Genomic DNA, 24403 nt, shown 5'->3' on the forward strand with positions numbered 1-24403 from the left:
GTTGACGTCTACACGGGCCGGGCCAGGATCCGGGCGTCGCGCGCGGGGTCCAAGGACCGTGCCCATGCGGTCGGCGCCTGGCTCGGGCTGACCGGCACGAACCCGTGGCGGAGGAAGAGGCGGCCGCTGCCGGTCGTCGCGGTGAACAGGGTCGTCAGCGAGCGGTTCCGCGCCCTGGCGAACGCCGTGTGCAGCAAGCGGGCCCCCATCCCGGTGCCCTGCCGCCGTCCGGCGACGCAGAAGTTGTACAGCACTCCGGCCGCGGGGTGCTCATGCAGCCCCACGCAGCCTTCGAGGGTTCCGTCCGGGGCCTGCGCGACGAGGAAGTCGGATGCCCGCGAGAGATAGAGGGAGAGCGGACGCTGCCGCAGTGCTCCCGTTTCCACGAACGGCCGGGAGAGCGCGGCGAGCGCGGCGCCCTCGTCCTGGCGAGCCGGCCTCACCGAGAACACGGGGGTGTTGTGCCCCCAGGCGGTCGGAGTGCGGTGCGGCAGGGTGACGAGCCGGGCAGGGGGCAGTGTGGCCGTGGTCAAGACGTTCCTTCCTTGGTTCCGCCGTGCGCGGGTGCGGGGTCTCCCGGTCGGGGTCCGGGGCGTGATGGCCGCGTACCCCCGACGGAACCACGGAAGTAAGGTTAGCCTTACCTAGCTAGGTATCCAAGTCGGCTCGTGTGAACCGTGCGCCACAACTGGGCTCTGTGGACCCGTCGATGACGGGTCGTCCGGCAGACGGCCGGGGGCGGTACGGAGGTCACGGAGGCCCTCCGTACCGCGACGCACCCGGAGGTCCGGCGAGGCCGCTACCCGCACGGGCGGCCCGGATAGGCGTCTCCCTCCGGAGCGCCCGCCTCGCGCATCCGGCGCAGGACCTCTCCCAGGAGCACGTCGTCCACGTCGAACGGAACATTGAACTTCCGGTCGAAGACGAGGGATTCACCCTCCCCCGCGTGCCAGATCACCCAGCGCGGCGGGGCCGCAGGCGCCTCCCACAGGGGGGAGAAGCGCTCCAGGGTCGGCGTCTGTCCACTCACAGCTTTCCCACTTCCGTTACTTCGTGTCCGTCGACGTAAGTCGCCACGATCTCGATGCCGCCGATCCGGGAGGGGTCGACGTGCCGCGGGTCGTCCCCCAGGACGACCAGGTCCGCGCGTTTTCCCGGAGCGAGGCTGCCGGCGCTGTCCTCCCACCGGCAGGCGTACGCTCCCGCGACCGTGTACGCGCGGAGCGCCTCTTCTACGGTGATCGCCTCATCCGGCCCCACCAGCCGGCCGGAAGCGGAGGCCCGCTCGACCATGAACTGGACGGCCCGCAGCGGCGCGCCGTCCGTCACGGGACGGTCCGAGCTGCCGACGAGCATCACTCCGTGGTCCAGGAATCCCCGGCCCCGGTACATCCAGGGCGCCCGCTCCCCGCCCATCACTTCCGCGTAGTCGTCCCCGAAGGAGTACAGGAAAGTGGGCTGGACGACCGCGCTGACGCCGAGCTTCGCGAAGCGAGGGAGCTGGTCGGGGCGGATCAGCCCGGCGTGCTCGATCCGGTGCCGCGCGTCCGGCCTGGGCCGCAGTCCCTGCGCCCGCTCCAGCGCGTCGAGTGCGAGGTCGGCGGCACGGTCGCCGATGGCGTGCACGGCGAGCTGCCATCCGGCGAGGTGGCCGTCCACGATGAGCCGGGTCAGGCGCTCCGGGTCGTCCTGCAGCCGGCCGGTGTGGTCCATGCCCGTGTACGGGGCGGTGAGCGCGGCGGTGCGGGCCATCATGCCGCCGTCGGTGTAGATCTTGAGCGCGCCCAGCGACAGCCAGTCGTCGCCGAAGCCGGTGCGCAGGCCGAGGTCCAGGGCTCGCGGAATGCCGTCGTCCACGTGGGCCCCGCGCGGGCGCAGTGTGTCGCCCGCCGCCATGAGCTGGACCCGCAGCGGCAACCGCCCCTGGTCCCGCAGCAGTTGGTAGGCGCCGAGCTCCACGGGGCTGTGGCCGAGCAGGCCGCCTCCGATGCCCGCCTCGGCCACGGCGGTCACGCCCTCGGCGAGGCAGGCCCGGGCCGCCCGCTCGACGGCGTCGGCGATCTCGGACTGCGCGTACGGCAGCCGCAGCCGTCGCGCGGCGACCATGGCGCTCTCGGCCAGAAAGCCGTCCTGGTGCGGGACTTCGGCGGGAAGCAGGTCCAGGACCGCGCTGTTGACGACGCACCCGTGGCCCGAGTCGTGCATCAGGAGCACCTTGCGCCCGTGGCTGACCGAGTCCAGTTCGGCGGCGGTCAGATGGCGGCCCAGGGCCCGCTGGTCGTAGCCCATGACGTCCACCCAGGAACCCGGCTCCCCGCTTCTGCGGGAGGCCGCCTCCGCCACGACCGCCAGCACGTCCTCGACGCGTTGGCACGGGGCGACGCTCGGGGCGCTCTGCTTGAGCCCGGTCCACGCCAGGTGCACGTGGCTGTCGATGAACCCGGGCAGCACCGTGGCGCCCTGCAGATCGATGACCTCGCGGGCGGGGAGCGAGGTCACGGCCTCGTCCAGGCCTACGATCCGCCCCTGCCAGATGCCCAGGTCATGGGCGACCGGGTGATCCGGGTCCATGGTGAGGACGGTGGCGTTCGTCAGCCTCGTACACAGCATCGGCAGTCCGTCCGTCGCTGGGGGTTCTCGGCCACCACGGCGGTGTCAGGAGTCGGTGGCCGTCACGAGGGAACGCGGGCGCAGATCCGTCCAGTTGGCCTCGATGAACTCCAGGCACGCGTCGCGACCGGTCTCCTCAAGGGCGACGGTCCACCCGCCGGGCACTTCGGCGAAGGACGGCCAGAGGGAGTGCTGCCCCTCGTCGTTCACCAGGACCAGGAAACGGCCGTCGGCGTCGTCGAACGGGTTGGTGCTCATATGGGAGTTCCTCCTGGAGCCGGATGGGCCCGGCGGGCGCCGTCCAGTGGCCGGCCCGGCGGCAGATCGATCGTGGATGAAGCGGGGAATGAGGAGAGTCTAGTACTTAGGTTAGGCTCGCCTAATTGCAGAGCTTAACCTTTCCCTCTCCCCCTCACAAGGAGCCACTGATGGGTGTACTAGAACGGGTCCGGGCCGCGGACGACGCGAACCCCTTCGCCCCCTTCGGCCTGCCCGGTGCGCCCGGAACCGACGCGTTCTGGACGGCGGCGACTCCCGCGTACGAGCCTTCCGGCGACGGCGGTTGGGTCGCCCTGTTCCTGTGGCGCGGCGCCCCGGCGGTCATCGAGTTCGAGAGCTGGTCGGATCCGGTGCCGCTGGTCCGGTGGCGCGACACGGACTGCTGGTACGCCGAAGTGCGCATGCCCGCGCGGCTCCGCGTGACCTACCGGTTCCTCACGGACGACGGATCGTATGCCGATCCGTTCAACCCGGTCGGCGCCGGCGGCGACCGGTCCATCGCCGCCACGCCGGACGCTCCGCCCCAACCGCACTGGCCGGCCCTCGACGCGGACGATGTCCTGCCCCTGCCGCGGACCCGGATCCGCTGGGCCAGTGAACGGCTCGGTGGGCGCCGCACCGTGCGGGTCCACCCGGTGGGAGGCGGCGGGCCGGTGGTCCTGCTGCTCGACGGGGACGACTGGCTGCATCTGCACCCCGCCATGACCGCGTTCGACGCGGCGGCCGCCGCCGGCGACATCCCCCCGGTCACGCTGGTCTTCGTACCGGCCAAGGACCGGTCGGCCGAGTTCGGGTGCAGGCCGGAGCTGTGGGAGGCGGTGAGGGACGAACTGCTGCCGCTGGTGGCGGAGAGCGGCGTACCCGCGGACCTGGACCGCCTGGTGGTCGCCGGGCAGAGCCTCGGTGGGCTGAGCGCGATGTACGCGGCGCTGGAATTCCCGGAGTTGGTGTCCCGCGTCGCCTGCCAGTCGGGGTCCTTCTGGTGGACGCCCGACGCCGCGGACCTGCCCGACCCCCTCGGAGGTCCGGTCGGCGGCGACATCGCCGCGCGGCTGCGGGAGCGCCCCGCCCCGTCCGGGCTGCGGATCGCGTTCGACCTGGGAGAGCACGAGACGCGGATGCTTCCGCACTGCGAACGGGTCGAAGCCCTGGCAGCCGAGGCCGGTGCGACCGTACGGGTATCGAGGTCGGCATCGGACCACGACCGGGCGGGCTGGCGACAGGCCATGCTCAGGGACGTCGCCTGGGCACTGGCCTGACGGACAAGGGGCCCGGGGGCCCGGCACTTCGCCGGGCCCCCGGGCCCCTCTTCGTCATCGCGTCACCGCGTCACCGCGAGGCAGTACGCCTCGTCACTGGCCAGCAGGTTGCGGTGCGTGCCGTCGGCGGTGACCACTCCGCCGTCCAGGACCAGCACCCGGTCGGCCGCGTCGAGCAACGCCGGACTGCTGGTGATCACCACGGTCGTACGGCCCTTGCGCAGTGCCGCGATGTTGCGCGCGACGAGCTGCTCGGTGACCGCGTCCACGGCCGTGGTCGGGTCGTGCAGGACGAGCACATCGCTGTCCGCGGCCAGGGCCCGGGCCAGTGACAGCCTCTGCCGCTGGCCACCGGACAGGTTCGACCCGCGGTCGCGGACCTCGTAGTCCAGTCCCTGCCGGTGCAGGGCGACGACGTCGGTCAGCATGGACGCCTCCACCGCCTCGGGCACCATCGTGCTGCTCCCCGCCGGGTCGATGTTCGAGCGGAGCGTGCCGGCGAAGATCTCCCCGTCGTACGGGTTCACCAGGAGGTGCTCACGGACCGACTCGACCGAGAGCTCCGTGAACTCCTGACCGCTGAGCCGCACCACTCCCTCATAGCCGTCCGGCGGGACGCTGACCGACAGGACCGAGGCGAGGTCGGCAGCCGCACGCGGCTGATAGGCCGCGATCGCCGTGAACTCACCGGCCGGGACGTGGAACTTCACCCCTTGCAGGGACCCGTACCGGACGCAGTCGACGTCGAGGTCGCCGCCCGGGGCCGGACGCTCCTCCCCCGGGGCCGCCACCGGCGGGGCGGACAGCACCAGGGCCATCCGCTCCGCCGACGCGCGCGCCATCATCACGTACTTCGGCATGTCCGAGAACAGCTTGAGCGGCTCCATGATGAACTGCGCCAGGCCCACGGCCATGACGAGTTCGCCGATGCTGATCTGCCCGTTGTAGGCGAGCCAGCCGGCCATCAGGGTCACCGAGGCCGCGAGGACCGCGTTGAGGCCCAGTGCGGTGCCCGCGTAGGTGCCGTTCACCCGGGCGACGGTGACCGCCTGCTGCTTCGCTTCCGTACTCACCTTCCGGTACGTGAGGAAGGCCGCGTGGTTGCCGCCGAAGCCGTGCAGCGGTCGCAGGCCGGTGATCAGGTCGGCGACCTTCGCACCCGCCCGCGCCACCCTGGCCTGCTGCTCCTGGGTGCTGCTGCCGATCCGCCTGGACATCACGCCGAGGACCGACAGGATCGCGACGGTTCCGACGATGACCAGCAGGCCCAGCCGGACGCTCGCCACGCTCAGCGCGATCGCCGCGATCAGCACCGAGACCAGGGAGCTGATCAGCATCGGCACCACCTCGACGATGTCGGCGGTCTGGTCGGCGTCCTCGGTGGCGATGGTGAGCACCTCGCCGGACTTGAGGTCGACGTCCCGGTCCACCGGCTGGAGGCCGCAGGCCGCGACCTGCACCCTCCAGCGGTGCGCCTCGGTCGTGTTGGCCTTCTGCAGGATGCGCATGCCGAACCGCCACGACAGCGACACGGTCGTGATGATCACGGCCAGGGCGGCGATCGACAGGGCGAGCGCCTCAAGGCTCCGGTCCCTCATCGTGTGCTCGACGATCAGGCCGAGCGCGATCGGGAACGCGGTCTCGCCCGCCTGGTACAGGCCCATGAGGACGGTGCCCCAGACCATGGCGCCGACATTGCGGCGTATGGCGGTCCGCAGGATTTCGGATCCCGGCTTGCGGGACCTCTTCATGTCAGGAGTTGTCATCGAGGTGGCGGGCAATCGCTTCCGGGGTTCGCAGGATGAACAGATCACGGATCGTGATCACAGGGCCGAATTCACGGCGGAGGAGTCCGACCAGGCGTACGGCCAGCATGGAGTGTCCCCCGAGGGAGACGAAGTCACTCACCGCGCTCACCTCGTCGTCGTCCAGGTCCAGGGCCTCCGCGAAGTACTCGCAGACCACGGCCTCGGTCTCGGTCTCCGGGCCGCGCTCGCCCGAAGTGGTCAGCGCGCCCAGCGGCTTGGGCTCCGGCAGGGCCTTGGTGTCGGCCTTGCCGTTCACCGTGAGCGGGATGCTGTCGACCTCGGCGTAGTGCGTCGGGCGCAGGAAGTCCGGGAGCGCGCTCCCCACCTCCGCGGCGACCGTCGCCAGCTCGGCGCCGTCCAGCACGAGGTAGGCGGCCAGTCGGTACGCACCGTCGACCTGCGGGTCGGGCTGGGCGACCGCGGCGGTGAACCGGACCGCCGGGTGCGCCGCGAACGCCGCCTCGACCTCGCCCAGTTCGACCCGGTGTCCGCGGATCTTGACCTGCTGGTCGGTGCGGCCGAGGTACATCAGATTCCCGTCGGGCCGCCGCACCACCAGGTCGCCGGTGCGGTACATGCGCTCGCCGGGCTCGCCGAACGGGGACGCCACGAACCGGTGCGCGGTCTGGGCGTGCTGGCCCAGATAGCCGCGGGCGATGCCGACGCCCGTGACGTAGAGCTCACCCGGAACTCCGTCCGGGAGCGGCCGCAGCCACGGGTCCAGCACGAACACGTCGGTGTTGTCGATCGCCACGCCCACCACCGGGTCCTCGCACTCGAAGGTGCCGACGCCCAGGGTGTTGATGGTGTACTCGGTGGGTCCGTACAGGTTGTAGCCGACCGTTCCCTCGGTGCCGGCGAGCCGCTGCCACAGGGTCGGGGTGACCGCCTCGCCGCCCAGCAGCACCAGCGCGGGGCGCCGGGCCGGGTTGTCGAGCAGGCCCTCGGCCACCAGCTGCTGCGCGTACGTGGGGGTCACGTTGATGACGTCGATCCCGTGCTCGCCGCAGTACTCGACCAGGGCGGGCGCGTCGCGGCGCAGTTCCTCGTCGCAGATGTGCACCTCGTGGCCGTCGGCGAGCCACAGCAGCTCCTCCCACGACATGTCGAACGCGAACGACACGGTGTGGGCGATCCGGAACACCCGGTCGCCGTGCTCCGCCAGCACCGGCTCGAAGATCCGGCGCTGGTGGTTGATCAGCATGTTGGTGAGTCCGGCGTACTCGGTCACGACGCCCTTGGGCTTGCCCGTGGAACCGGAGGTGTAGATCGTGTACGCGGGGTGCCGCAGGCGCTGCGGGTCGCCCGGTGCGAACGTCACGTACGGCTCGGCCGCGGGAAGGGGGCGGTCCAGCTCGATCAGGTCACCGGTCAGCCGCCGCGACACGGCACTGACGGTGAGGATCGCGTCCGGGCGGGCGTCCTCGACGATCGAGGCGATCCGCTCGTCCGGGTGGTCGAGCTCCAGGGGCACGTACGCGGCCCCGGTGCGCAGCACCGCGAAGAGCGCCACGATCGAGTCGAGGGAGCGCGGGATCGCGAGGCCCACGGTCCGCTCGGGACCGATGCCGCGCCCGGCGAGCACTCCCGCCAGTTGACGGCTGCGGTCACGGAGTTCCGCGAAGGTCATGCTCCGCCCGTGCGAGACGAGCGCGACCCGCTCGGGGGCGCGGTCCGCCGCCAGGTCGAACCGGTCGACCACGGTGTCGGTGCCGATGTCGGTACGTACACCGGGCTCGGGCACGGGCCCCAGGCCCCGCAGCGCGCCCACCGGTCCGGTCGAACCGGCGACGTCGTCCAGCACCCGTACGTAGTCGTCGAGGAGGCGACGGGCGTCGTCGGTGGAGCCGTGGCGGTGTTCCAGCTTCACGGTGAGCCGTTCACCGGGGGTGACGACCCAGGTGAACGGGTAGTGCGTGGAGTCGTCCGACGTCACCGCGGTGATGCCGTGGCGGGCGTTCATCGCGTCGAACGCGTCCATGTCCAGGAAGTTCTGGAGCACGAACAGGTTGTCGAAGAGGGTGTCGTGGCCGCTGGCCCGCTGGATCTCGCCGAGGCCCAGGTGCTCGTGCTCCATCGCCTCGACCCGGGCCGTCTGGACGGCCGTCAGGTACTCCCGCACCGTGTCGCCCGGCCGGGCCCGCGTCCACATGGGCACGGTGTTGAGCAGCACGCCGACGATGTCGGAGAGGCCCTCGCCCTCGCGGCCGGAGACGGTCACGCCGAACACCGCCTCGCTCCGGCCGGTGTGCGCGCCGAGGAGCAGGCCGAACGCGCCGGTCAGGACCGAGTTCAGCGTGACGCCGTGCTCCTTTGCCACCCTCCGCAGCCGGTCGGACTGCTCGGCGGAGAGCGTGTGCACCAGCGCGGGCGGCAGGTCGGCCGAGAGGGACGGCGCCGGACCGGCGAGCAGGGTGGGGCCGGGGAGCCCGGCCAGATGCCGCGCCCAGAAGCGCTCCGAGACAGCCGGGTCCTTGGCCGCGATCTCCCGGGCGTAGTCCTCGAAACTCGGCGTGGCCGGGACCGCTTCCGCCGGCTCGCCGGCGAGCACGGACCGATAGGCCTCGAAGAGGTCCCGAAGGACGATCTCGCGTGACCACCCGTCCCACAGCAGCAGGTGGTAGCTGAGGAGGAGGCCGTCGCGGCCGTCGGGCAGCCGGACGACGGTCAGCCGGATCAGCGGCGCCTCGGCCGGGTCGAATCCGGTGTTGCGGTCCTGTACGCGCAGGGCTTCGACCTCCGCGTCGCCCGACAGCTCGACCGTGTGGACGTCGACGCGGCGGCCCGCCTTGAGGACCTGGACGGGGTTGCCGTCGTCGTCGGTGGTGAAGCCGGCGCCGACGCCCGGGTGCCGGGCCATCACGCGGGCCATGGCCTCCGCCAGGGCGTCGGTGTCCAGACGCCGGTCGAAGGCGAAGTAGCTCTGCGCGACGTAGTGTCCGGCCGAGCCGGCCATCTGGGCCTGGAAGTACAGGCCCCGCTGGAGCGGAGTGACCGGCGCCGTGCGCTCGGCCGTCGCGGCGGCGTCCGCGATGGCTTCCAGGGCGTTCAGCCAGTGCGCGGTGATCTCGTCGGGGATCTCCTCCGCGAGGGTGAAGGTGGCGTGCAGGCTGCCCGTGGCCTCGTCGGTCCAGGCGTTGACCTCGACGGCGTACGGGCTTCCGGCGTCGCCGCCGGTGATGTGCAGGGCCTGGGACTCGCTGCCCCGGCCGAGGTAGTTGAACAGCACCTGCGGACGGGCGGTCAGCACCGGGGCCGTCTGCGGGTTGAGGTACCGCAGCCGGCCGTAGGCGATGTGCCCGGACTCGTCGGGCTGGCGCTCGGCGAGCTCGCGGGCCGCGGCGACCGGGTCGGTGTGCGCGGTGAGCCGGACGGGGGCGATGGCGGTGAACCAGCCGACCGTGCGGGTGTAGTCGTGGTGCTCCAGCACGTGGACCCGGCCGTGCCGCTCCAGCTCGATCGCGAGATCGGCGGGGGACGGCTGGACGCGGGTGAGCGCGGTGCGCAGTGCGCCGCACAGCAGCTCGGTGAGCGCGACGCCGAGGGCGGCGGGCGCGGTACGGGTCACCAGGTCGCTGACGCCGGGGTCGAGCACCGCGGTGGTGTCGCGCAGTGCGCCGACCGCGGGCAGCAGCGGGGGTGCCTGGAGCGTGTCGATCCAGTGCCCGAGGCCTTCGGTACCTTCGGCGGCCCGGAGGGTCAGCGCCTCGGCGTACTCGGCGTAGGACGTGGTCGTCGGCGCGAGGGGCTCCCCGCGCAGGGCCGACGCGAAGTCGTCGAGCAGGATCAGCCAGGACACCGCGTCGACCGCGAGGTGGTGCACGGTGATCACCAAGGTGCGGGCCGCGGCGAGCCAGGTGACGGCGAAGACGTCCCCCGACTCGGGGTCGAGCAGTACGGCGGCCTCGTTCGCGGCGGCCTGGGCGTCGCCCGTGCCGGCGCGGACGACGGTGGCCTCGCGGGCCGGTTCGGTGCGCAGGCTCCATACCCCGTGCTCGGCGTGCAGCCGCAGCCGCAGGGCCGGGTGGGCGGCCAGCACGGCGTTCGCGGCGCGCCGCACCTCGGCGAGGCCGGTGCCCTCGGGCACCTCGATCGCCCTCGCCTGCGCGAACCGGGCGAGGGAGCCGCCCAGTTCCCGCTGGCGCAGGACGATCGGCGTGGGCGCCACCGGGCCGTCAACGCGGCGCGCGGGCGCCGGAGCGGACGGCTGGGCCCGGGGTACGCGGGTGCCCAGGTGCTCGGCGAGCGCCCGCGGCGTCTTCAGCAGGAACACGTCGCGCGGGGCGATCGGCAGACCGAGGGCCCTGGCCCGGTTGACCACGGTGATGGCCACGATGCTGTCGCCACCGGCACCGAAGAAGTCGGTGTCGGCGTCGGCCGCCGGGTGGGAGAGGGTGTCGGCGAAGACACCGACCAGCGAGTCGAGCACGGAGTCGGCGACGGCCACCGGGGCGTCGTCCTTCGCCGCCCGCTCGATCAGGGCCTTGCGGTCCAGCTTGCCGTTGACGGTCAACGGCAGGGCGTCCACCGGCAGGACCCGGCCCGGCACCATGTGCACGGGCAGCTTCTCGCCGAGGAGGGCGGAGAGGTCGCCCGGCACCCGGCCCACTATGTGCGCGACCAGGTGGTCCCCGCTGTCCGCCACGGTGACGGCCACGTCGACCACACCGTCGAGTTCCCGTACCGCGGACTCGACCTCACCGAGCTCGATGCGGAAGCCCTTGAGCTGCACCTGGTCGTCGGCGCGGCCGGCGAACTCCAGCTCACCGTCCAGGGTCCGGCGGGCGAGGTCGCCCGTGTGGTACATGCGGGAGCCGTCGGAGGCGAACGGGTTCGCCACGAACCGGCCCGCGGTGAGGCCCGGCCGCCCCAGGTAGCCCAGCGCCACCTGGTCGCCGGCCACGTAGATGGCGCCGACCCGGCCCGGCGGCACCGGTTCGAGCCGGTCGTCGAGCAGGTAGGTGACCAGTCCGGGAACAGGGCCGCCGATGGGGCTGACGTCGTCGCCGAAGGCGAAGTCGTCGTCGGTCAGCACCCGGTGGGTGACGTGGACGGTGGTCTCGGTGATGCCGTACATGTTGACCAGTTCGGGCGCGCAGGCGCCGTGCCGCTCGACCCAGCCGCGCAGCCGTCCGAGGTCCAGCGCCTCGCCGCCGAAGATGACCCGGCGCAGGGCGGTGAGCGGCTCACCGGTGAGCCGGTCGGCCTCGATGAACTGGTAGAAGGCGGACGGCGTCTGGTTGAGCACCGTCACCCCGCGCTCACGGACCAGCCGGTGGAAGTCGACCGGGGAACGGGTCAGCCCGTAGTCGGGGACGAGCAGCTCGCCGCCGTACGCCAGGGCGCCCCACAGCTCCCAGACCGCGAAGTCGAAGGAGTACGAGTGGAACTGGACCCATACGTCGGCCGGGCCGAAGTCCATGTCCGGCTGGGTGTTGGCGAGCAGCGTCACCACGCTGGAGTGCGGGACGACGACGCCCTTGGGGCGGCCGGTCGAGCCGGAGGTGTAGATGACGTAGGCGGGGTCGTGCCGGCCGGCCTCCTCCGCCACGGCGTTCACGGTGTCCTGCGGCATGTCGTCGCCCTGCACCAGGACGCGGGCGGCGACGCCCGCCCGGTCGAGCAGGGCCGTGAAGCGCTCCCGCTGGTCGGGGGCGACGAGGACGGCCTGCGGGGCGGCGTCCGCGAGGATGTACTCCAGGCGCTCGTCCGGGTAGGCCATGTCCAGCGGTACGTACGCACCGCCCGCCGCGACGATCGCCACCAGGGCGACGACCTGCTCCAGGGAGCGCGGGACGGCGACGGCCACGCGCTGGCCCGGCCGGACCCCGGCCGCACGCAGGGCGGCGGCCAACTCGTTCTTCGCCCGCGCCAGTTCACCGTAGGTCAGCGACCGGGTGGTGCCGTCGAGGGCGCACTGGGTGACGGCGGTGGCGGCCGGGTTGCGGTCGGCGGCGGCGTCGAACAGGCCGCCGAGGGTCGTCGGCGCGATCCGTGCCGGGCTCCGCGTACTCTGCGGCTCCAGGTCGTCGACGGGGGCGTCCGGCCGGGTGAGCAGACCGCTGAGGGTGTGCGCGAAGCGGCGCAGGATCTCCTGGGCGGTGTTCTCGCGCAGCAGCTCGCCGTCGTAGATCAGGTTGAAGCGCGGGCGCCCGTCGAGGGACCGCTCCACGACCAGGGTCAGCGGGTAGTGCGGAGCTCCCTCGTTGACCAGGCCGGTGATGGACAGCGTGTCGCCGGGGCGGCGCAGGGCGGCCACGTCGGTCGCCACGTCGAACACCACGAGGGTGTCGAAGAGGGAGCCCACGCCGGCCTGGCGGCCGATCCTGGCCAGCGAGACGTGCTGGTGGGGCAGGACCGCGCCCTGGTGCTCGCGCACCGAGGTCAGCAGTTCGCGCGCCGTGGTGCCGGCGGCCCACCGCGCACGCAGCGGAACGGTGTTGATGAACAGACCGACCATGTCGCCGATGCCCGGTACGTCCGCGTCGCGGCCGGAGACGGTGGAGCCGAACACCACGTCGTCGCGGTGGAGGATGCCGCCGAGGGTCAGTGCCCAGGCGCTGTGCACGGCCACGCTCAGGGTGACACCGGCCGACCGGGCGGCCGCGTCGATGTCGTACTCCGGGTCCACCGAGGTGTCGGCGAACCGGTCGGAGGGGGTGTGCCCTTCGGCCACCAGGGAGGGGCCGGGCAGCTCGGCCAGCTCGGCGGACCACACCCGGTCGCTCTCGTCGGCGTCGCGTCCCGCGAGCCAGGCGACGTAGTCGGGGAAGCCGCCCACCGGATGCACGGTCCCCGGCGCGTGGTACTCGGCGAGCAGTGCGCGCAGCATCGGCGGCACCGACCAGCCGTCGGCGATGATGTGGTGCACGGTCTGGACCAGGACGTTCCGGCCGGACTCAGGGTCGCGGATCAGCGTGAAACGCATCAGCGGACCGGTGGCCAGGTCGAATCCGGCGCGGCGGTCCCGCTCCGCGTGGTCGCGGATCTCCTCGTCGGTGATGCCGGGCCGGTCGAGCGTGGTGAAGGGCGCCTGGACCCCGCCTTCGAGTACGGAGACGACCCGGCCGTCGGCGAGGGCCGTGAACCGTGCGGCCAGGTTCGGGTACAGCGTCAGCAGCCGGGTGGCCGCGGCCGCGAGCCGGGCGGCGTCGACCTCGCCCTCCAGCGTCAGCAGTTGCTGTTCGACGTAACTGCCCGCGGAGTCGTCGTCGAAGACCGAGTGGAAGTACAGGCCTTCCTGGAGCGGCGTCAGGGGCAGGACGGCGCGCAGCGCGGAGCCGTCCAGCGCGTCGACGTCGGCCTGGGTCAGCCGCACCAGCGGGAAGTCGCTCGGCGAGTGGCCGCCCTCGTCGAGCGCCGCCAGTCCGGCGAGCGCCGCCCGGAAGTACCCGCCGATCGTGTCGATGTCCGTGTCGGTGAACATCCCCTCGGGCCAGGAGATGGTGGTGACCAGTTCGAACTCGCCGGTGGCGGCGGGTTCGGCGATCGCGTTGAACTCCAGGGCGCGCGGCAGGCGCATCCTCGGGTCGCGCTTCTCGCCCAGCTGTCCGGTGGCTCCGGAGAGCTGCCAGTCACCGGACGCGCCCGCGTCGAAGCGACCCAGGTAGTTGAAGAGGACCTGGGGCGCGGGGGCCGTGAAGGCGGCGTCGGACAGGTAGCGCAGGGCGCCGTAGGAGAGGCCGTTGCTCGGTACGCGGGCGAGGTCTTCCTTGACCGCCTTGAGAGCGGCGGCGAGGTACTGGGGGCCGGTGAGGTCGCCCGATGTGCCGGGGTCCACGGTCACGGGGAACAGCGTCGTGAACCAGCCGACGGTCCGCGACAGCTCCGGCTCGATGCCACAGGCGCCCACCACGTGGCGCCCTTCGCGTCCGTGGCCCTCCAGTTCGATGTGAGCGAAGGTCTGGTCCTGGCCGCGGTCGCGGCGCCACCGGGCGAGGGCGACGGCGAGCGCGGTCAGCAGGACGTCGTTGACGCCCGCGTGGAACTTCGCCGGGACCTCTCCCAGCAGCGCGCTCGTGGCCTCGGGGCCGACCGTGACGGTCACCTGGCGCTCCCGCTCGACCGTGTCTGCCTCGCACAGCGCCCGCCTGCCCAGCGGGGCGTCCGGCCCCGGCAGCGGACGTGCGAAGTGGGCGCGGTCCGCGTCGAAGGACGCGCTCTCCAGCTGCTGCGTCCAGCGCCGGAACGACGTGCCCACGGCGGGCAGTTCGATGCTCTCGCCCGTGGAGCACTGGCGCCAGGCCGTGGCCAGGTCCTCCATCAGGACCCGCCAGGACACTCCGTCGATCACCACGTGGTGGACGACGACGACCAGTTGGCGTGCCTCACGGCGCCAGACGGCCCGGAGCATCACGCCGTTGTCGGGGTCCAGGGCCTCGGTGGCGAGGGCCACGCACGCGTCGGGCGAACCGTCGCTCTCCTGCCATCCGGCCGCCGCCGTGCCGGCCGCCGGGATGTCGAAGCTCCAGCGCTCCCCGCGTACGAGTCTGGCGCGCAGCATGTCGTGCCGTGCCACGACGGCGGTGAGGACGGCGTCGAGGGCGTCGGCGGTGAGGTCCGCCGGGGTGTTCAGGACGACCGACTGGACGAAGCCGTCGATCGCCCGTGTGGTCTCGCCGAGCCACTGGACGATGGGCGATCCCTTGACGGGGCCGGTGGCGATGTCGTCGTGGTCCACCCGGGCCACGTCCTCGCGGCTCGCCACCGCCGCCAGTGCGCCCAGCCGGCTGTGGGTGAAGATCTGTCCCGCGGTGACGTAGAGGCCCGCCTCGCGCAGTGCGCTCAGGAGCGAGATCGCGAGGATGCTGTCCCCGCCGAGCTGGAAGAAGTCCTGGTCGACGCCGACCTCTTCCAGCCGCATCACCGACGCGACGGCCGCGCACACGGCGCGTTCGTCGTCGGTGGAGGGCTTCACGAAGGAGCCGGTGACGATCTCGGGCTCGGGCAGGGCGCGCCGGTCCAGCTTGCCGTTCGCGGTGAGCGGGAACTCCCGCATCACGACGACGTGGGCCGGCACCATGTACTCCACCATGTGCTCGGTGGCCCATGCCTTGACGTCGTCCGCCCGCAGGTCCTCGCTGTCGGCGGCCGGGATCACGTACCCCACGAGGTAGGTGCCGCCCGCGCTGTTCTTGTTGGCGACGACGCAGGTGTGCCGCACCGCGGGGTGTTCGGCGAGACCGGCCTCGACGTCCTCCAGTTCGAGCCGCATGCCGCGGATCTTGATCTGGTTGTCGGCCCGGCCGAGGAAGTCCAGGGACCCGTCCGGGGCGAACCGTGCCAGGTCGCCGGTCCGGTACAGACGGGAGCCGTCGGCCGCGAAGGGGTTCGCCACGAAGCGGGACGCGGTCAGGCCGGGGGCGTTCACATAGCCGCGGCCCAGGAGGAAGCCGCCCGCATAGAGCTCGCCGCCGACGCCGGTCGGCACCGGGCGCAGCTCGTCGTCCAGCACGTACAGCTGGGTGTTGGGGTTGGCCTTGCCGATGGAGGTCGACAGGCGCTCGGCCTCGCCCCGGTAGATGACGTGGGAGACGCCGATGGTGGTCTCGGCCGGTCCGTAGCCGTGGTACATGGGGATGTCGAGCTTGGTGCGGAACCGCTCGTACAGCTCCGGGGTGAGCACCTCGCCGCCGCACCACACGTGCCGCAGGCTGTCCAGGCGCCCGGAGTCGCCGGCCATCTCCAGCAGGACGTCGAGCATGGACGACACGAGGTAGGTGAAGGTGACGCGCTCCTGGGCGATCACGCTCAGCAGATGGTGCGGGTCGCGCTCGCCGCCGGGTCGCAGGACGACCAGCTTTCCGCCGCACACCAGGGGCAGGAAGACCTCGTTGATGGATATGTCGAAGGACAGCGGCGCCTTGAACAGCGACGCGTCGTCGTCGCCGAAGCCGAGGATCTCCCTGGACTGCCACAGCAGGCGTTCGCTGATCGCCTCGTGCCGGATCATGGCGCCCTTGGGGCGGCCGGTGGAGCCGGAGGTGAAGATCACGTAGGCCAGGGAGTCGCCGCGGACGGTCACCCCGGGGGCCTCGACGGGTTCACCGCCGTACGCCCAGTCGTCGATGTCGACGGCGACGGCGGCCGGTTCGGCGCTGTCGTACGCACCGGAGCCGTTGAGCTGCAGGACGACCCGCGCGTCGTCGATGACGACGGCACGGCGCGCGGCCGGCCACTGCGGATCGAGCGGAACGAAGGCGCAGCCCGCCTGGAGCACGCCGAGCAGACCGATCACCATGTCGGCGGAGCGGCCCAGCGAGATCCCGACGACCTGCTCGGCGCCGAGTCCGCGGCCGATCAGATGGTGGGCCAGCTGGGCCGAGAGCTCCGCCGTCTGACGGTAGGTCAGACAACGGCGCTCGTCCACGACGGCGACCGCGTCCGGCCGGGAGCGCGCCTGCTCCAGGAACATCTCCACGATGGTCGGCCGGACCCGGTCGGCCCGGGTGTCGTTCCACTCGGCCAGGGTCTTGAGCCGCTCCGCCGCACCGGACGGGCCGATGGTGCCGAGGGGCCGGTCCGGGAAGTCCGTCAGGTCGTCCAGCGCGAGCTGCGCGTCGGAGAGCAGGACACCCTCGGGGACCGAGATCCGCACCCCGTCCGGGGCCGCGTCGTCGACCTCCCAACCGCCGGGCGCGCCGCCGCCGTTGCCGACCCATCCGAGGACGTCCGCGAACAGCGTGCCCGGGGTGAGGTCCAGGCCCTCCGGGCTCCGGCCGGTCGCCCAGTACGACAGCCCGATGGCGCACGCCCCGGCGATGGTCCGGTCGGAGTGGTCGCCGGCGCGCCGGCGCACGTCGGCCAGGCGCGTAAGGGGGATCAGCACGAGACGAGCGCTCGGTTCCATCATTGAAGACTCAACACCCTTCCAAGGTACTAAGGCCACCCTAACCTAAGTTAGGTTTGCCTAACTACCATCTCTCCAGGCCCGCCAGAGGCGCGCGTAGCGGCCGCCCAGGGCCACCAACTCCTCGTGCGTGCCCTGTTCCACGACGCGGCCCGCGTCCAGCACGGCGATCCGGTCGGCCGCCACCGCCTGGGTCAGCCGGTGCGCCACGAACAACGTGGTCCGCCCGGAACAGGCGGCCAGGACGGCCCGTTCCAGTGCGGCGGCACCCTCGCTGCCCGCCTCGGCGGTCGACTCGTCGAGCACCACCACGGGGGCACGGCCCAACACCAGCCGGGTCAGGGCGATATGGGCGACCTTGGTGCCGTCCAGGCGCTCACCGCCCTCGCCGACCGCGGTGCGCAGTCCGTCGGGCAGCGCCTCGACCCACTCGTGAGCGCCCACGGTGCGCAGCGCGTCCATGAGCTGGGAGTCGGTCGCCCCGGGTGCGGCCAGCCTCAGATCGTCGGCGAGTGAGCCGGAGAACACATGGGTCTCCTGGGTCAGGATGCTGACCAACGCCCTCGCCCCGGCCTCGTCCAGGTCGGCGAGGTCGGTCGCCCCGATGCGCACCGAACCGGCCTGCGGGGTCCCGATGCCGGCGATGAGTGCGGCCAGGGTCGACTTGCCCGCGCCCGTCGCGCCCACCAGGGCCAGCGAACCGCCCGCCGGGATCGACAGACTGACGTCCCGCAGCACCGGATCCTCGGCACCGGGATAGGTGAAGGTGAGCCCTTCCACCGCCACCGGGTACCGGGTGTCGTCCGCCACCACGGCCGTCGAGTCGCCCACCAGGCGCTCCGCCGTGGACTCCGACAGGACCCCGACGAGCCGGGTCAGGCTCGCACCCGACTTCTGCGCCTCGTCGAAGGTGAACATGATGGCGCCCAGCGGGGTGAACAGACGGTGGAACACCAGCGGAGCCGCCGACACCGCGCCAAGGGTGGCGGAGTCGGTCTCCAGCAGGGCGTAGCCGACCACGAGGATCAGGACCAGGCCGATGAACTCCGCGCGGTTCTCCCTGCCGACGAACCGGCCGAAGAGGCGGAAGACATCGATTCCGATGTCCCTCACCCGCCGGGAGTCGACGGACACCTTCTCGCGGAAGGCTTCCTCCAGGCGGTACGCCCGTACTGTGTCGATGCCGTCCAGACCGCTGATCAGCGCCTGCGCGCGGTCGGCCTGGGCGGACCGCTGCTTCTGGTAGAGCGGGGCGGACCGGGGAAGGTACCAGCGCAGCGCCAACCCGTAGGCGGGCAGTGCACAGGCACCCGCCAGACCGAGCCGCCAGTCGAGCCCGAACATGCCGACCGTGGCGATGGCCACCAGCACGCCCGCGGAGAACACCGTGGGGATCGCCGAGCGGATGCCCCGGGACAGCACGGCGACATCGTCGCCGACCCGGGAGAGCACATCGCCGCGGCCCACCTGTTCGACCCGGGCGCTGGGCATGCCCAGCACGGCCCGGACGGCGCCTTCGCGCAGCTGCGCGAGCAGGTCGGCACCGAGCCGCCCGATCAGGTAGGTCGACACCGCGGTGGCCGCCGCGCCGAGCAGCGCGGCGGCCACCATCCACACCCCGATCGTGACCAGGGCCGAACCCGGTTCGCCCTCGGTCACCCCGTCCACCACTCGACTGAGCAGGAGCACCGGGAGCATCTGGAGCGCCGCCCCGGCCACCGTGCTGAACACGGTGGCCGCTGTCAGCCAGGGCATCTCGCGACAGTGTGCCGCGACCCATCGGGCCGCCTCACGTCCGGTCGTCGTGCGCAGGGTTGCCGGGGCGACGCGCGTGTGTGTAGTGCTCACACCTGGCCGACCGACTTGACGAGCTCGTCGATGGCGTACGGCAGGGAGAGCAGCGTGGCCTGCGACATGGCCGCGCCGGCCGCCGGGCCCTCGCTGTCGAGGAGGTACGAGACCTTGTTGTTCTTGGCGACCTTGAGGTTGGTGAAGAGGTCGAACTTCTTCAGCGCCTCCGTGTCCGCCTTGTCGTTGATGACGAACACCCGGTCGACGTCGACGAGGTCCACGCGCTCCGGGGAGAGCGCGGTGTAGAACTTGTCACCCGCGATCTTGTCGATCTCGGCCCGGCCCTTGAAGCCCATGCCTGTCAGAAGCTGTCCGCGCACGTCCTTGGTGGTGAACGGCGCGACCGCGTCCTTGTACCAGGACAGCGAGACTGCCGTCTGGTTGGCGAACTCGGGGTGCGCCTTCTTGACCGCGGCGAGCTTGTCCTGGATGCCCTGGACCATCTTGGCGCCCTCGTCGGCCTTGCCGAGCGCCTTGGCGATGTGGAGGGCGTTGTCCTGCCACGGAGCGCTGAACGGCTCCTTCTCGGCCTTGGTGCGTCCCACCGTCGGCGCGATCTTGGAGAGCTTGTCGTACGCGGCCTTGTCGATCTCGGAGTACACCGCGACGATCAGGTCCGGCCGCAGGGCGGCGATCTTCTCGTAGTTGGGGCCGGAGTCACCGTTCTTCATGATGACCTGAGGGCGGGCGTCGCCCCACTTGTCCTTCACCCACGACCACTGGGTGTTGATGTCGGGGCTCTTGCCCTCGGGGTTGGGGTACTGGTCGACCATGCCGACCGGCTTGATGCCGAAGGCCAGGACGTCCTGGTCGTCGGTGTAGCCCACGGTCACGACCCGCTTGGGGGCCTTGGTGACCGTGGTGGACCCGAACGCGTGCTCAACGGTGACCGGGAACGCACCGGAGGCGGCCTGGGTGTTGGCGGCGTCGTCCTTCTTGTCCTTGTCCGCCGAGTCGGAGCCGCACCCCGCGAGGAGCCCCACGCCGAGGGCCGCGGCGGACACGGTCCCCGCCAGCCGCCGCCAGGGCTTCATACGAGTCGTTCGGTCGAGGAACATCCGGGATCCCTTGCTTTCGTGCTGTCCAATGCGGCCCCACCTAAGGGCAGGCAAACCTTAGCGTGGGGCAGTGAGGTTAGCCTAGCCTAAGTAGGCAGGCTTCCCTCACGGGCGCCCAGCCCCTGGACATGGGTCCGCCCGATGGGGACGATGAGCGGCCGCTCCCCCACCGGATCGTCAATCACCTTGGCGCGCAGGCCGAACGCCTCCTCCAGCAGCTCGGCGGTCACCACGTCGCGCGGATGCCCCTGGGCCAGGACCGAGCCCGCCTTCATCACGATCAGGTTGTCGCTGTAGCGCGTGGCCAGATTGAGGTCGTGCAGCACCATGACCACGGTGCGCCCCGACTCGTGCAGATCGTCGACCAGGTCGAGCACATCGACGGCGTGCGCCAGGTCCAGATAGGTGGTGGGCTCGTCGAGCAGCAGCAGATCGGTGCCCTGAGCGAGCGTCATCGATATCCAGACGCGCTGCCGCTGGCCTCCGGAGAGCGTGTCGACGGGACGGTCGGCGAGATCGGACACGCCGGTCATGGCCAGCGCGCGCTCCACCACGGAGGCGTCGTCCGAGGACCACTGCCGCAGCCAGCTCTGGTGCGGATGCCGGCCCCTGGCGACGAGGTCGGCCACGGTCAGGCCTTCCGGCGCGACCGGCGACTGGGGCAGCAGGCCGAGCTTCTTCGCCACGTCCCTGGTCTTCAGCTTGGCGATGTCCTGACCGTCCAGCACGACCGATCCGCTCGTCGGCTTCAGCAGCCGCGAAAGCGTCCGCAGCAGGGTGGACTTGCCGCATCCGTTGGGGCCGATGATGGTGGTCACCACGCCCTGAGGGACCGTCACGTCCAGTCCGTCGATGACGGTCCGGTCGCCGTACCCGACCGTCACGCCCCTGGCGGCCAACCGCGGGACGTCAGCGGTCCCGACCTGGATCTCGGTGGTGTACTGAACGGCCAAGGCTCCCCCTAAATTTAGGCTTGCCTAACCTTTGTATCACCTAGCGGCGATTCGCCCGCACCAGGAGGTAGATGAGGAAGGGACCGCCGATCGCGGCGGTGACGACACCGACCGGCAGGGCGATCGGCAGCGCGGTGCGCGCGACCAGGTCGGAGCCGGTCAGCAGCAGGGCTCCCACCGCGGCGGAGGCCGGCATCGGCGGTGTGGGGGACTTCGTCAGACGCATCGCCACCTGCGGCGCCACCATGGCCACGAACGGGACCGGTCCGGCCGCGCTCACCGCCATCGCGGCCAGCAGGACCGCGCACAGCAGCAGGACCGCCCGCACCCGGGTGTACCGCACGCCCAGGCCCGCGGCCACGTCGTCGCCGAAGTGCAGCGGCTTGAACTGGAAGGCGACGCAAGCCACTACGGCCACCAGCACGGCGGTGCCCCAGAGGGCCAGTCGGACCTCGTCCCACGACCGGTTGTCCAGCGAGCCCACCAGCCACGCCTGGGCCCGCGCCACGTCCCTGATGTCCGCACTGGCCAGCAGCCAGGTGGTGATCGCCTCCATCACCGCACTCACCGAGATGCCGATGAGGATGAGGCGGAAGCCGTCGATCCCGCGTCGCCACGCCAGGAAGTACACCAGCAGCCCCGTGCCGAGACCGCCCGCCAGTGCCGCCGCGGACAGGCCGACGGTGCTGACGACCGCCGCGGCGGTCCCGCCCGACACCGTCACCAGGAACACGGACACCGCGCCGGCGCCTCCGGTGATTCCCAGGATGTCCGGACTGGCCAGCGGATTGCGGGCGATGGACTGCGTGATCGCCCCGGAGACGCCGAGTGCGACGCCCACCACGAGACCGGCCGCGGCGCGCGGCAGGCGCAGATCCATGATGACGAACTCGTCGACCTGGTCACCCCGGCCGAAGAGCGTGGCGACCACCCGCGACAGACCGATGGGGAAGTCCCCCACGGCGATGGAGAGGCAGAACAACAGGAAGGCCGCCGCCGTCAGGAGCAGCGTGACCAGCACGACCCTGGGGCGCCATACGAAGGACACCCGGCCGAGCCGGACACCCGGCACCACCGGCTTCTTCACGACTGTCTCGTTCATGCGCTCTTGAACTTTCCCAGCCACACCATGGCCGCGAAGAAGGGGGCTCCGAGAAGGGCGACCAGGACGCCCGCGTCCAGTTCGCCCGGCCGCACCACGACGCGCCCGACGATGTCGCAGACGAGAAGGACGACCGCGCCGAGCAGACCCGCGTACGGCACCAGCCAGCGGTAGTCGGGCCCGGCCAGATACCGGGCGATGTGCGCCACCATCAGTCCCAGGAACGCGATGGGGCCGCAGGCCGCGGTGGCGGCGCCCGCCAGCAGGGTGATGGCGAGGATGCCGACGGTGCGGATCAGCGTGATGTTCACGCCCAGTCCGCGGGCCACGTCGTCGCCCAGGTTGAGCAGGTTGACGGAGGGCAGGGTGAACGCGGCCAGCACCAGTCCGGCCCCGACGAAGACGGTCACCGGCCAGATGACATCGAAGCGCACACCGGCCACCGATCCGACGTTCCAGAAGCGCAGGGCGTTCAGCGCCGCCTTGTCCGACAGCGCGACCGCCGTCGTCATCGCGGCGAGGAACACCGTGACCCCCTGCCCGGCCAGAGCGAGCGTCAGCGGATTGCCGGCGCCTCTGCCGATGCTCGACAGCCCGAACACGACGACGCCGGCGATCCCGGCGCCCACGAAGGCGAACCAGACGTACTGGAACGGGTCGGTGAGCCCGAAGAGCGAGATCGCCGACACGACGGCGAACGAGGCGCCGGTGTTCACCCCCAACAGTCCGCTGTCCGCGATGGGGTTGCGCGTGTATCCCTGGATCAGCGCTCCGGCGACGCCCAGGGCGATACCGGCCACGATCGCGAGCACCGTCCGGGGCACTCGCACGGTCTGCACGATGAGTCTGACTTCCGTGCTCTTCTGGTCGGGGTCCGAGGCCCCGAACAGCCCGTGCCACACCTCACCGGGGCTCAGCGCGCGTGCGCCGACTCCCAGGGAGAGTACGGCGGCGACCATGAGGACCACCGTGATGGCGCCCAAACCCACCACCCGTCGCCTCCGGGCCGCCGCGACCCGGGAGAGCGCCGGGCGTTCAACTGTCGTCGTGCCCATGATCACGTACGTTATCCCTCGCTGACGCCGGGGCACTCGGGTACCCCGTGGTGACGGCCGGACGGGCCACCGGCGCGGGCGCGGATTCCAAGGACACGGACGTTCCTTTCTCGTGGATCCGCTCTCGTGGATCCGGGGCGGACACGGCGGCGCCGCGCCTGCCGCGCGCGAGCACGCCACAGGCACGGCAGGGAGACCGCGGACCGGTCAGACGGCCGGCTGACGGGCGTCTCCCGTGACCGGCCCGGCCGCGCCGGGCGCGGCCGCGGTGTGCCGGTCGAGGATCGAGTCGAGGATCTCCCCGACCCGTATCGCGGTGTTGGACAGCAGCGAGGAGGTGATGCCGTGGGTGTGCTCGGTGCCGCCCTGGAGGTAGATGCCGCAGCGCAGTTCGGGGTCGGTCGACACACGGTAGTCGCGCTCGACGCGGACCCGGCCCTGCTCGTCGCGGTGGCACCGGCCGGCGACCTCGCCGAGCAGGCCCAGGCCGTCGGCCTGGAGGTACCCGGTGGCGCACACGACGACGTCGGCGTCCAGCAGGCTCTCCTCGCCGGTGACAAGGGACTTGATGGTGGCCCGGACTCCCTCGGCCGTCTCCTTGACGTCCGTGAGGCGTGAGATGTTCAGGAAGCGCAGCCGCTCGGTGCCGAGCACCTTCTCCTGGTACGCCTGGCGGTACAGGTCGTCGATGAGGTCGATGTCCACCACGGAGTAGTTGGTGTTGCCGTGGTAGTCCATCAGCCGGCGCTTGACGTCCTCCGGCGCGGTGAAGTACTCGTCGACCGCCTGGGGGTCGAAGATGCGGTTGGCGAAGCTGCTGTCGTCCGCCGGGCTGTAGCCGTAGCGGGAGAAGACCGCGCAGACCTCGGCCTCGGGGAAGCGGCGGTGCAGATAGGCGACGTTCTCGGCGGCGCTCTGGCCGGCGCCGACGACGACGAAGCGGGTGGGCTCCGTCTCCTTCAGGCCGTCGACCTTCGCCAGCAGGTCGGAGTTGTGCCAGACGCGGTCGGTCCGCTCGACGCCCTCGGGCATGACCGGGCGCAGTCCGGTACCGATGATGAGGTTGCGGGCGCGGTGGACGACGACCTCGTCCCCGGCGCGGGCCGTCACGTCGAGGTACTCCACCACACCGTCGCGTATGACGGGTTCGACGGCGACGACCTGGTGGCCGTACGAGACCATGTCGTCGACCTTCGCCGCGGCCCACTCGAAGTAGTCGTGGAACTCCACCCGCAGCGGGAACAGGTTCTTGTGGTTGACGAAGTCGATCAGGCGGTCCTTGCTCTGCAGGTACCGCAGGAAGGTGTATTCGCTGGACGGGTTCCGCAGCGTCACCAGGTCCTTCAGGAAGGACACCTGCATCGTCGCGTCGTCGATGAGCATGCCGCGGTGCCACCCGAAGCTGGGCTGCTGCTCGAAGAAGTGAGCGGTGACCGCCTCCTGCCGTCCGACGCTCGCGTTGTGCTCGGCGAGCGCGATCGCCATGGCCACGTTCGACGGTCCGAAGCCGATACCGATCAGATCGTGGATCAGTGGTGCGTCGCCAGGAAGAGCCTGTGACATGTCACTCCCATTCGTG

13 protein-coding genes are annotated in these 24403 nt (G+C 71.5%); 1 reads left to right on the forward strand and 12 read right to left on the reverse strand.

All coding sequences use genetic code 11. The features are described from left to right. Positions 1-8 precede the first annotated feature (8 nt). The 4 genes from A8W25_RS01350 to A8W25_RS01365 all read right to left on the reverse strand — a co-directional run bounded on the left by A8W25_RS01350 (position 9) and on the right by A8W25_RS01365 (position 2868). The gene (locus A8W25_RS01350; protein WP_420708404.1) at positions 9-494 is read right to left on the reverse strand and encodes a GNAT family N-acetyltransferase; all 486 of its coding nucleotides are present in this window, start codon (positions 492-494) and stop codon (positions 9-11) included. A 305-nt stretch (positions 495-799) separates the two neighbouring features. Beyond that, a complete protein-coding gene (locus A8W25_RS01355; protein ID WP_067154405.1) occupies positions 800-1030 on the reverse strand; it encodes a hypothetical protein in 231 nt (76 codons plus the stop codon). Continuing rightward, on the reverse strand, positions 1027-2610 hold the full coding sequence (locus A8W25_RS01360; RefSeq protein ID WP_067154408.1) for an amidohydrolase: 1584 nt from the start codon (positions 2608-2610) through the stop codon (positions 1027-1029). Before A8W25_RS01360 ends, A8W25_RS01355 begins: the two co-directional genes overlap by 4 nt. Before the next feature lie 45 nt (positions 2611-2655). Continuing rightward, positions 2656-2868 carry an MbtH family protein gene (locus tag A8W25_RS01365; protein ID WP_067154410.1) on the reverse strand — a complete coding sequence of 71 codons (213 nt, stop codon included), beginning with the start codon at positions 2866-2868 and terminating at the stop codon, positions 2656-2658. Between the two features lie 170 nt (positions 2869-3038). On the opposite strand from A8W25_RS01365, the gene A8W25_RS01370 reads away from it, so the two are divergent. Further along, entirely contained in the window at positions 3039-4148 is a 1110-nt protein-coding gene (locus A8W25_RS01370) for an alpha/beta hydrolase-fold protein (protein ID WP_067154413.1), read from the forward strand. A gap of 62 nt (positions 4149-4210) precedes the next feature. Here A8W25_RS01370 and A8W25_RS01375 read toward each other — a convergent pair whose 3' ends face one another. The 8 genes from A8W25_RS01375 to A8W25_RS01410 all read right to left on the reverse strand — a co-directional run bounded on the left by A8W25_RS01375 (position 4211) and on the right by A8W25_RS01410 (position 24387). Continuing rightward, entirely contained in the window at positions 4211-5914 is a 1704-nt protein-coding gene (locus tag A8W25_RS01375; protein ID WP_067156550.1) for an ABC transporter ATP-binding protein, read from the reverse strand. Then, the gene (locus tag A8W25_RS01380) at positions 5901-16808 is read right to left on the reverse strand and encodes a non-ribosomal peptide synthetase (RefSeq protein ID WP_067154416.1); all 10908 of its coding nucleotides are present in this window, start codon (positions 16806-16808) and stop codon (positions 5901-5903) included. The genes A8W25_RS01375 and A8W25_RS01380 overlap by 14 nt, the downstream gene beginning before the upstream one ends. Before the next feature lie 57 nt (positions 16809-16865). After that, a complete protein-coding gene (locus A8W25_RS01385) occupies positions 16866-18653 on the reverse strand; it encodes an ABC transporter ATP-binding protein (RefSeq protein WP_067154419.1) in 1788 nt (595 codons plus the stop codon). Continuing rightward, positions 18650-19714 carry an iron-siderophore ABC transporter substrate-binding protein gene (locus A8W25_RS01390; protein ID WP_067154422.1) on the reverse strand — a complete coding sequence of 355 codons (1065 nt, stop codon included), beginning with the start codon at positions 19712-19714 and terminating at the stop codon, positions 18650-18652. Before A8W25_RS01390 ends, A8W25_RS01385 begins: the two co-directional genes overlap by 4 nt. 86 nt (positions 19715-19800) lie before the next feature. Further along, positions 19801-20667 (reverse strand): ABC transporter ATP-binding protein, encoded by an 867-nt coding sequence (locus A8W25_RS01395; RefSeq protein ID WP_067154425.1) that lies wholly within the window; start codon positions 20665-20667, stop codon positions 19801-19803. Positions 20668-20707: 40 nt separating this feature from the next. Then, the gene (locus A8W25_RS01400) at positions 20708-21769 is read right to left on the reverse strand and encodes a FecCD family ABC transporter permease (protein WP_067154428.1); all 1062 of its coding nucleotides are present in this window, start codon (positions 21767-21769) and stop codon (positions 20708-20710) included. Continuing rightward, positions 21766-22824, reverse strand: coding sequence for a FecCD family ABC transporter permease (locus A8W25_RS01405; RefSeq protein WP_067156553.1), 1059 nt, complete (start codon positions 22822-22824; stop codon positions 21766-21768). Before A8W25_RS01405 ends, A8W25_RS01400 begins: the two co-directional genes overlap by 4 nt. Before the next feature lie 207 nt (positions 22825-23031). Continuing rightward, positions 23032-24387, reverse strand: a complete 1356-nt coding sequence (locus A8W25_RS01410) for a lysine N(6)-hydroxylase/L-ornithine N(5)-oxygenase family protein (protein WP_067154431.1) — start codon at positions 24385-24387, stop codon at positions 23032-23034. Between the last annotated feature and the right edge of the window lie 16 nt (positions 24388-24403).

Origin of the sequence: Streptomyces sp. ERV7, assembly GCF_001653515.1 — a bacterium.
Lineage (GTDB): Bacteria > Actinomycetota > Actinomycetes > Streptomycetales > Streptomycetaceae > Streptomyces.

What these genes read in the sequence shown, in the direction of transcription:
- A8W25_RS01360 (WP_067154408.1), bottom strand. Translation starts at nt 2,610, where the DNA reads ATGCTGTGTACGAGGCTGACGAACGCCACCGTCCTCACCATGGACCCG.
- A8W25_RS01365 (WP_067154410.1), bottom strand. Translation starts at nt 2,868, where the DNA reads ATGAGCACCAACCCGTTCGACGACGCCGACGGCCGTTTCCTGGTCCTG.
- A8W25_RS01370 (WP_067154413.1), top strand. Translation starts at nt 3,039, where the DNA reads ATGGGTGTACTAGAACGGGTCCGGGCCGCGGACGACGCGAACCCCTTC.
- A8W25_RS01375 (WP_067156550.1), bottom strand. Translation starts at nt 5,914, where the DNA reads ATGACAACTCCTGACATGAAGAGGTCCCGCAAGCCGGGATCCGAAATC.
- A8W25_RS01380 (WP_067154416.1), bottom strand. Translation starts at nt 16,808, where the DNA reads ATGATGGAACCGAGCGCTCGTCTCGTGCTGATCCCCCTTACGCGCCTG.
- A8W25_RS01390 (WP_067154422.1), bottom strand. Translation starts at nt 19,714, where the DNA reads ATGTTCCTCGACCGAACGACTCGTATGAAGCCCTGGCGGCGGCTGGCG.
- A8W25_RS01400 (WP_067154428.1), bottom strand. Translation starts at nt 21,769, where the DNA reads ATGAACGAGACAGTCGTGAAGAAGCCGGTGGTGCCGGGTGTCCGGCTC.
- A8W25_RS01405 (WP_067156553.1), bottom strand. Translation starts at nt 22,824, where the DNA reads ATGGGCACGACGACAGTTGAACGCCCGGCGCTCTCCCGGGTCGCGGCG.
- A8W25_RS01410 (WP_067154431.1), bottom strand. Translation starts at nt 24,387, where the DNA reads ATGTCACAGGCTCTTCCTGGCGACGCACCACTGATCCACGATCTGATC.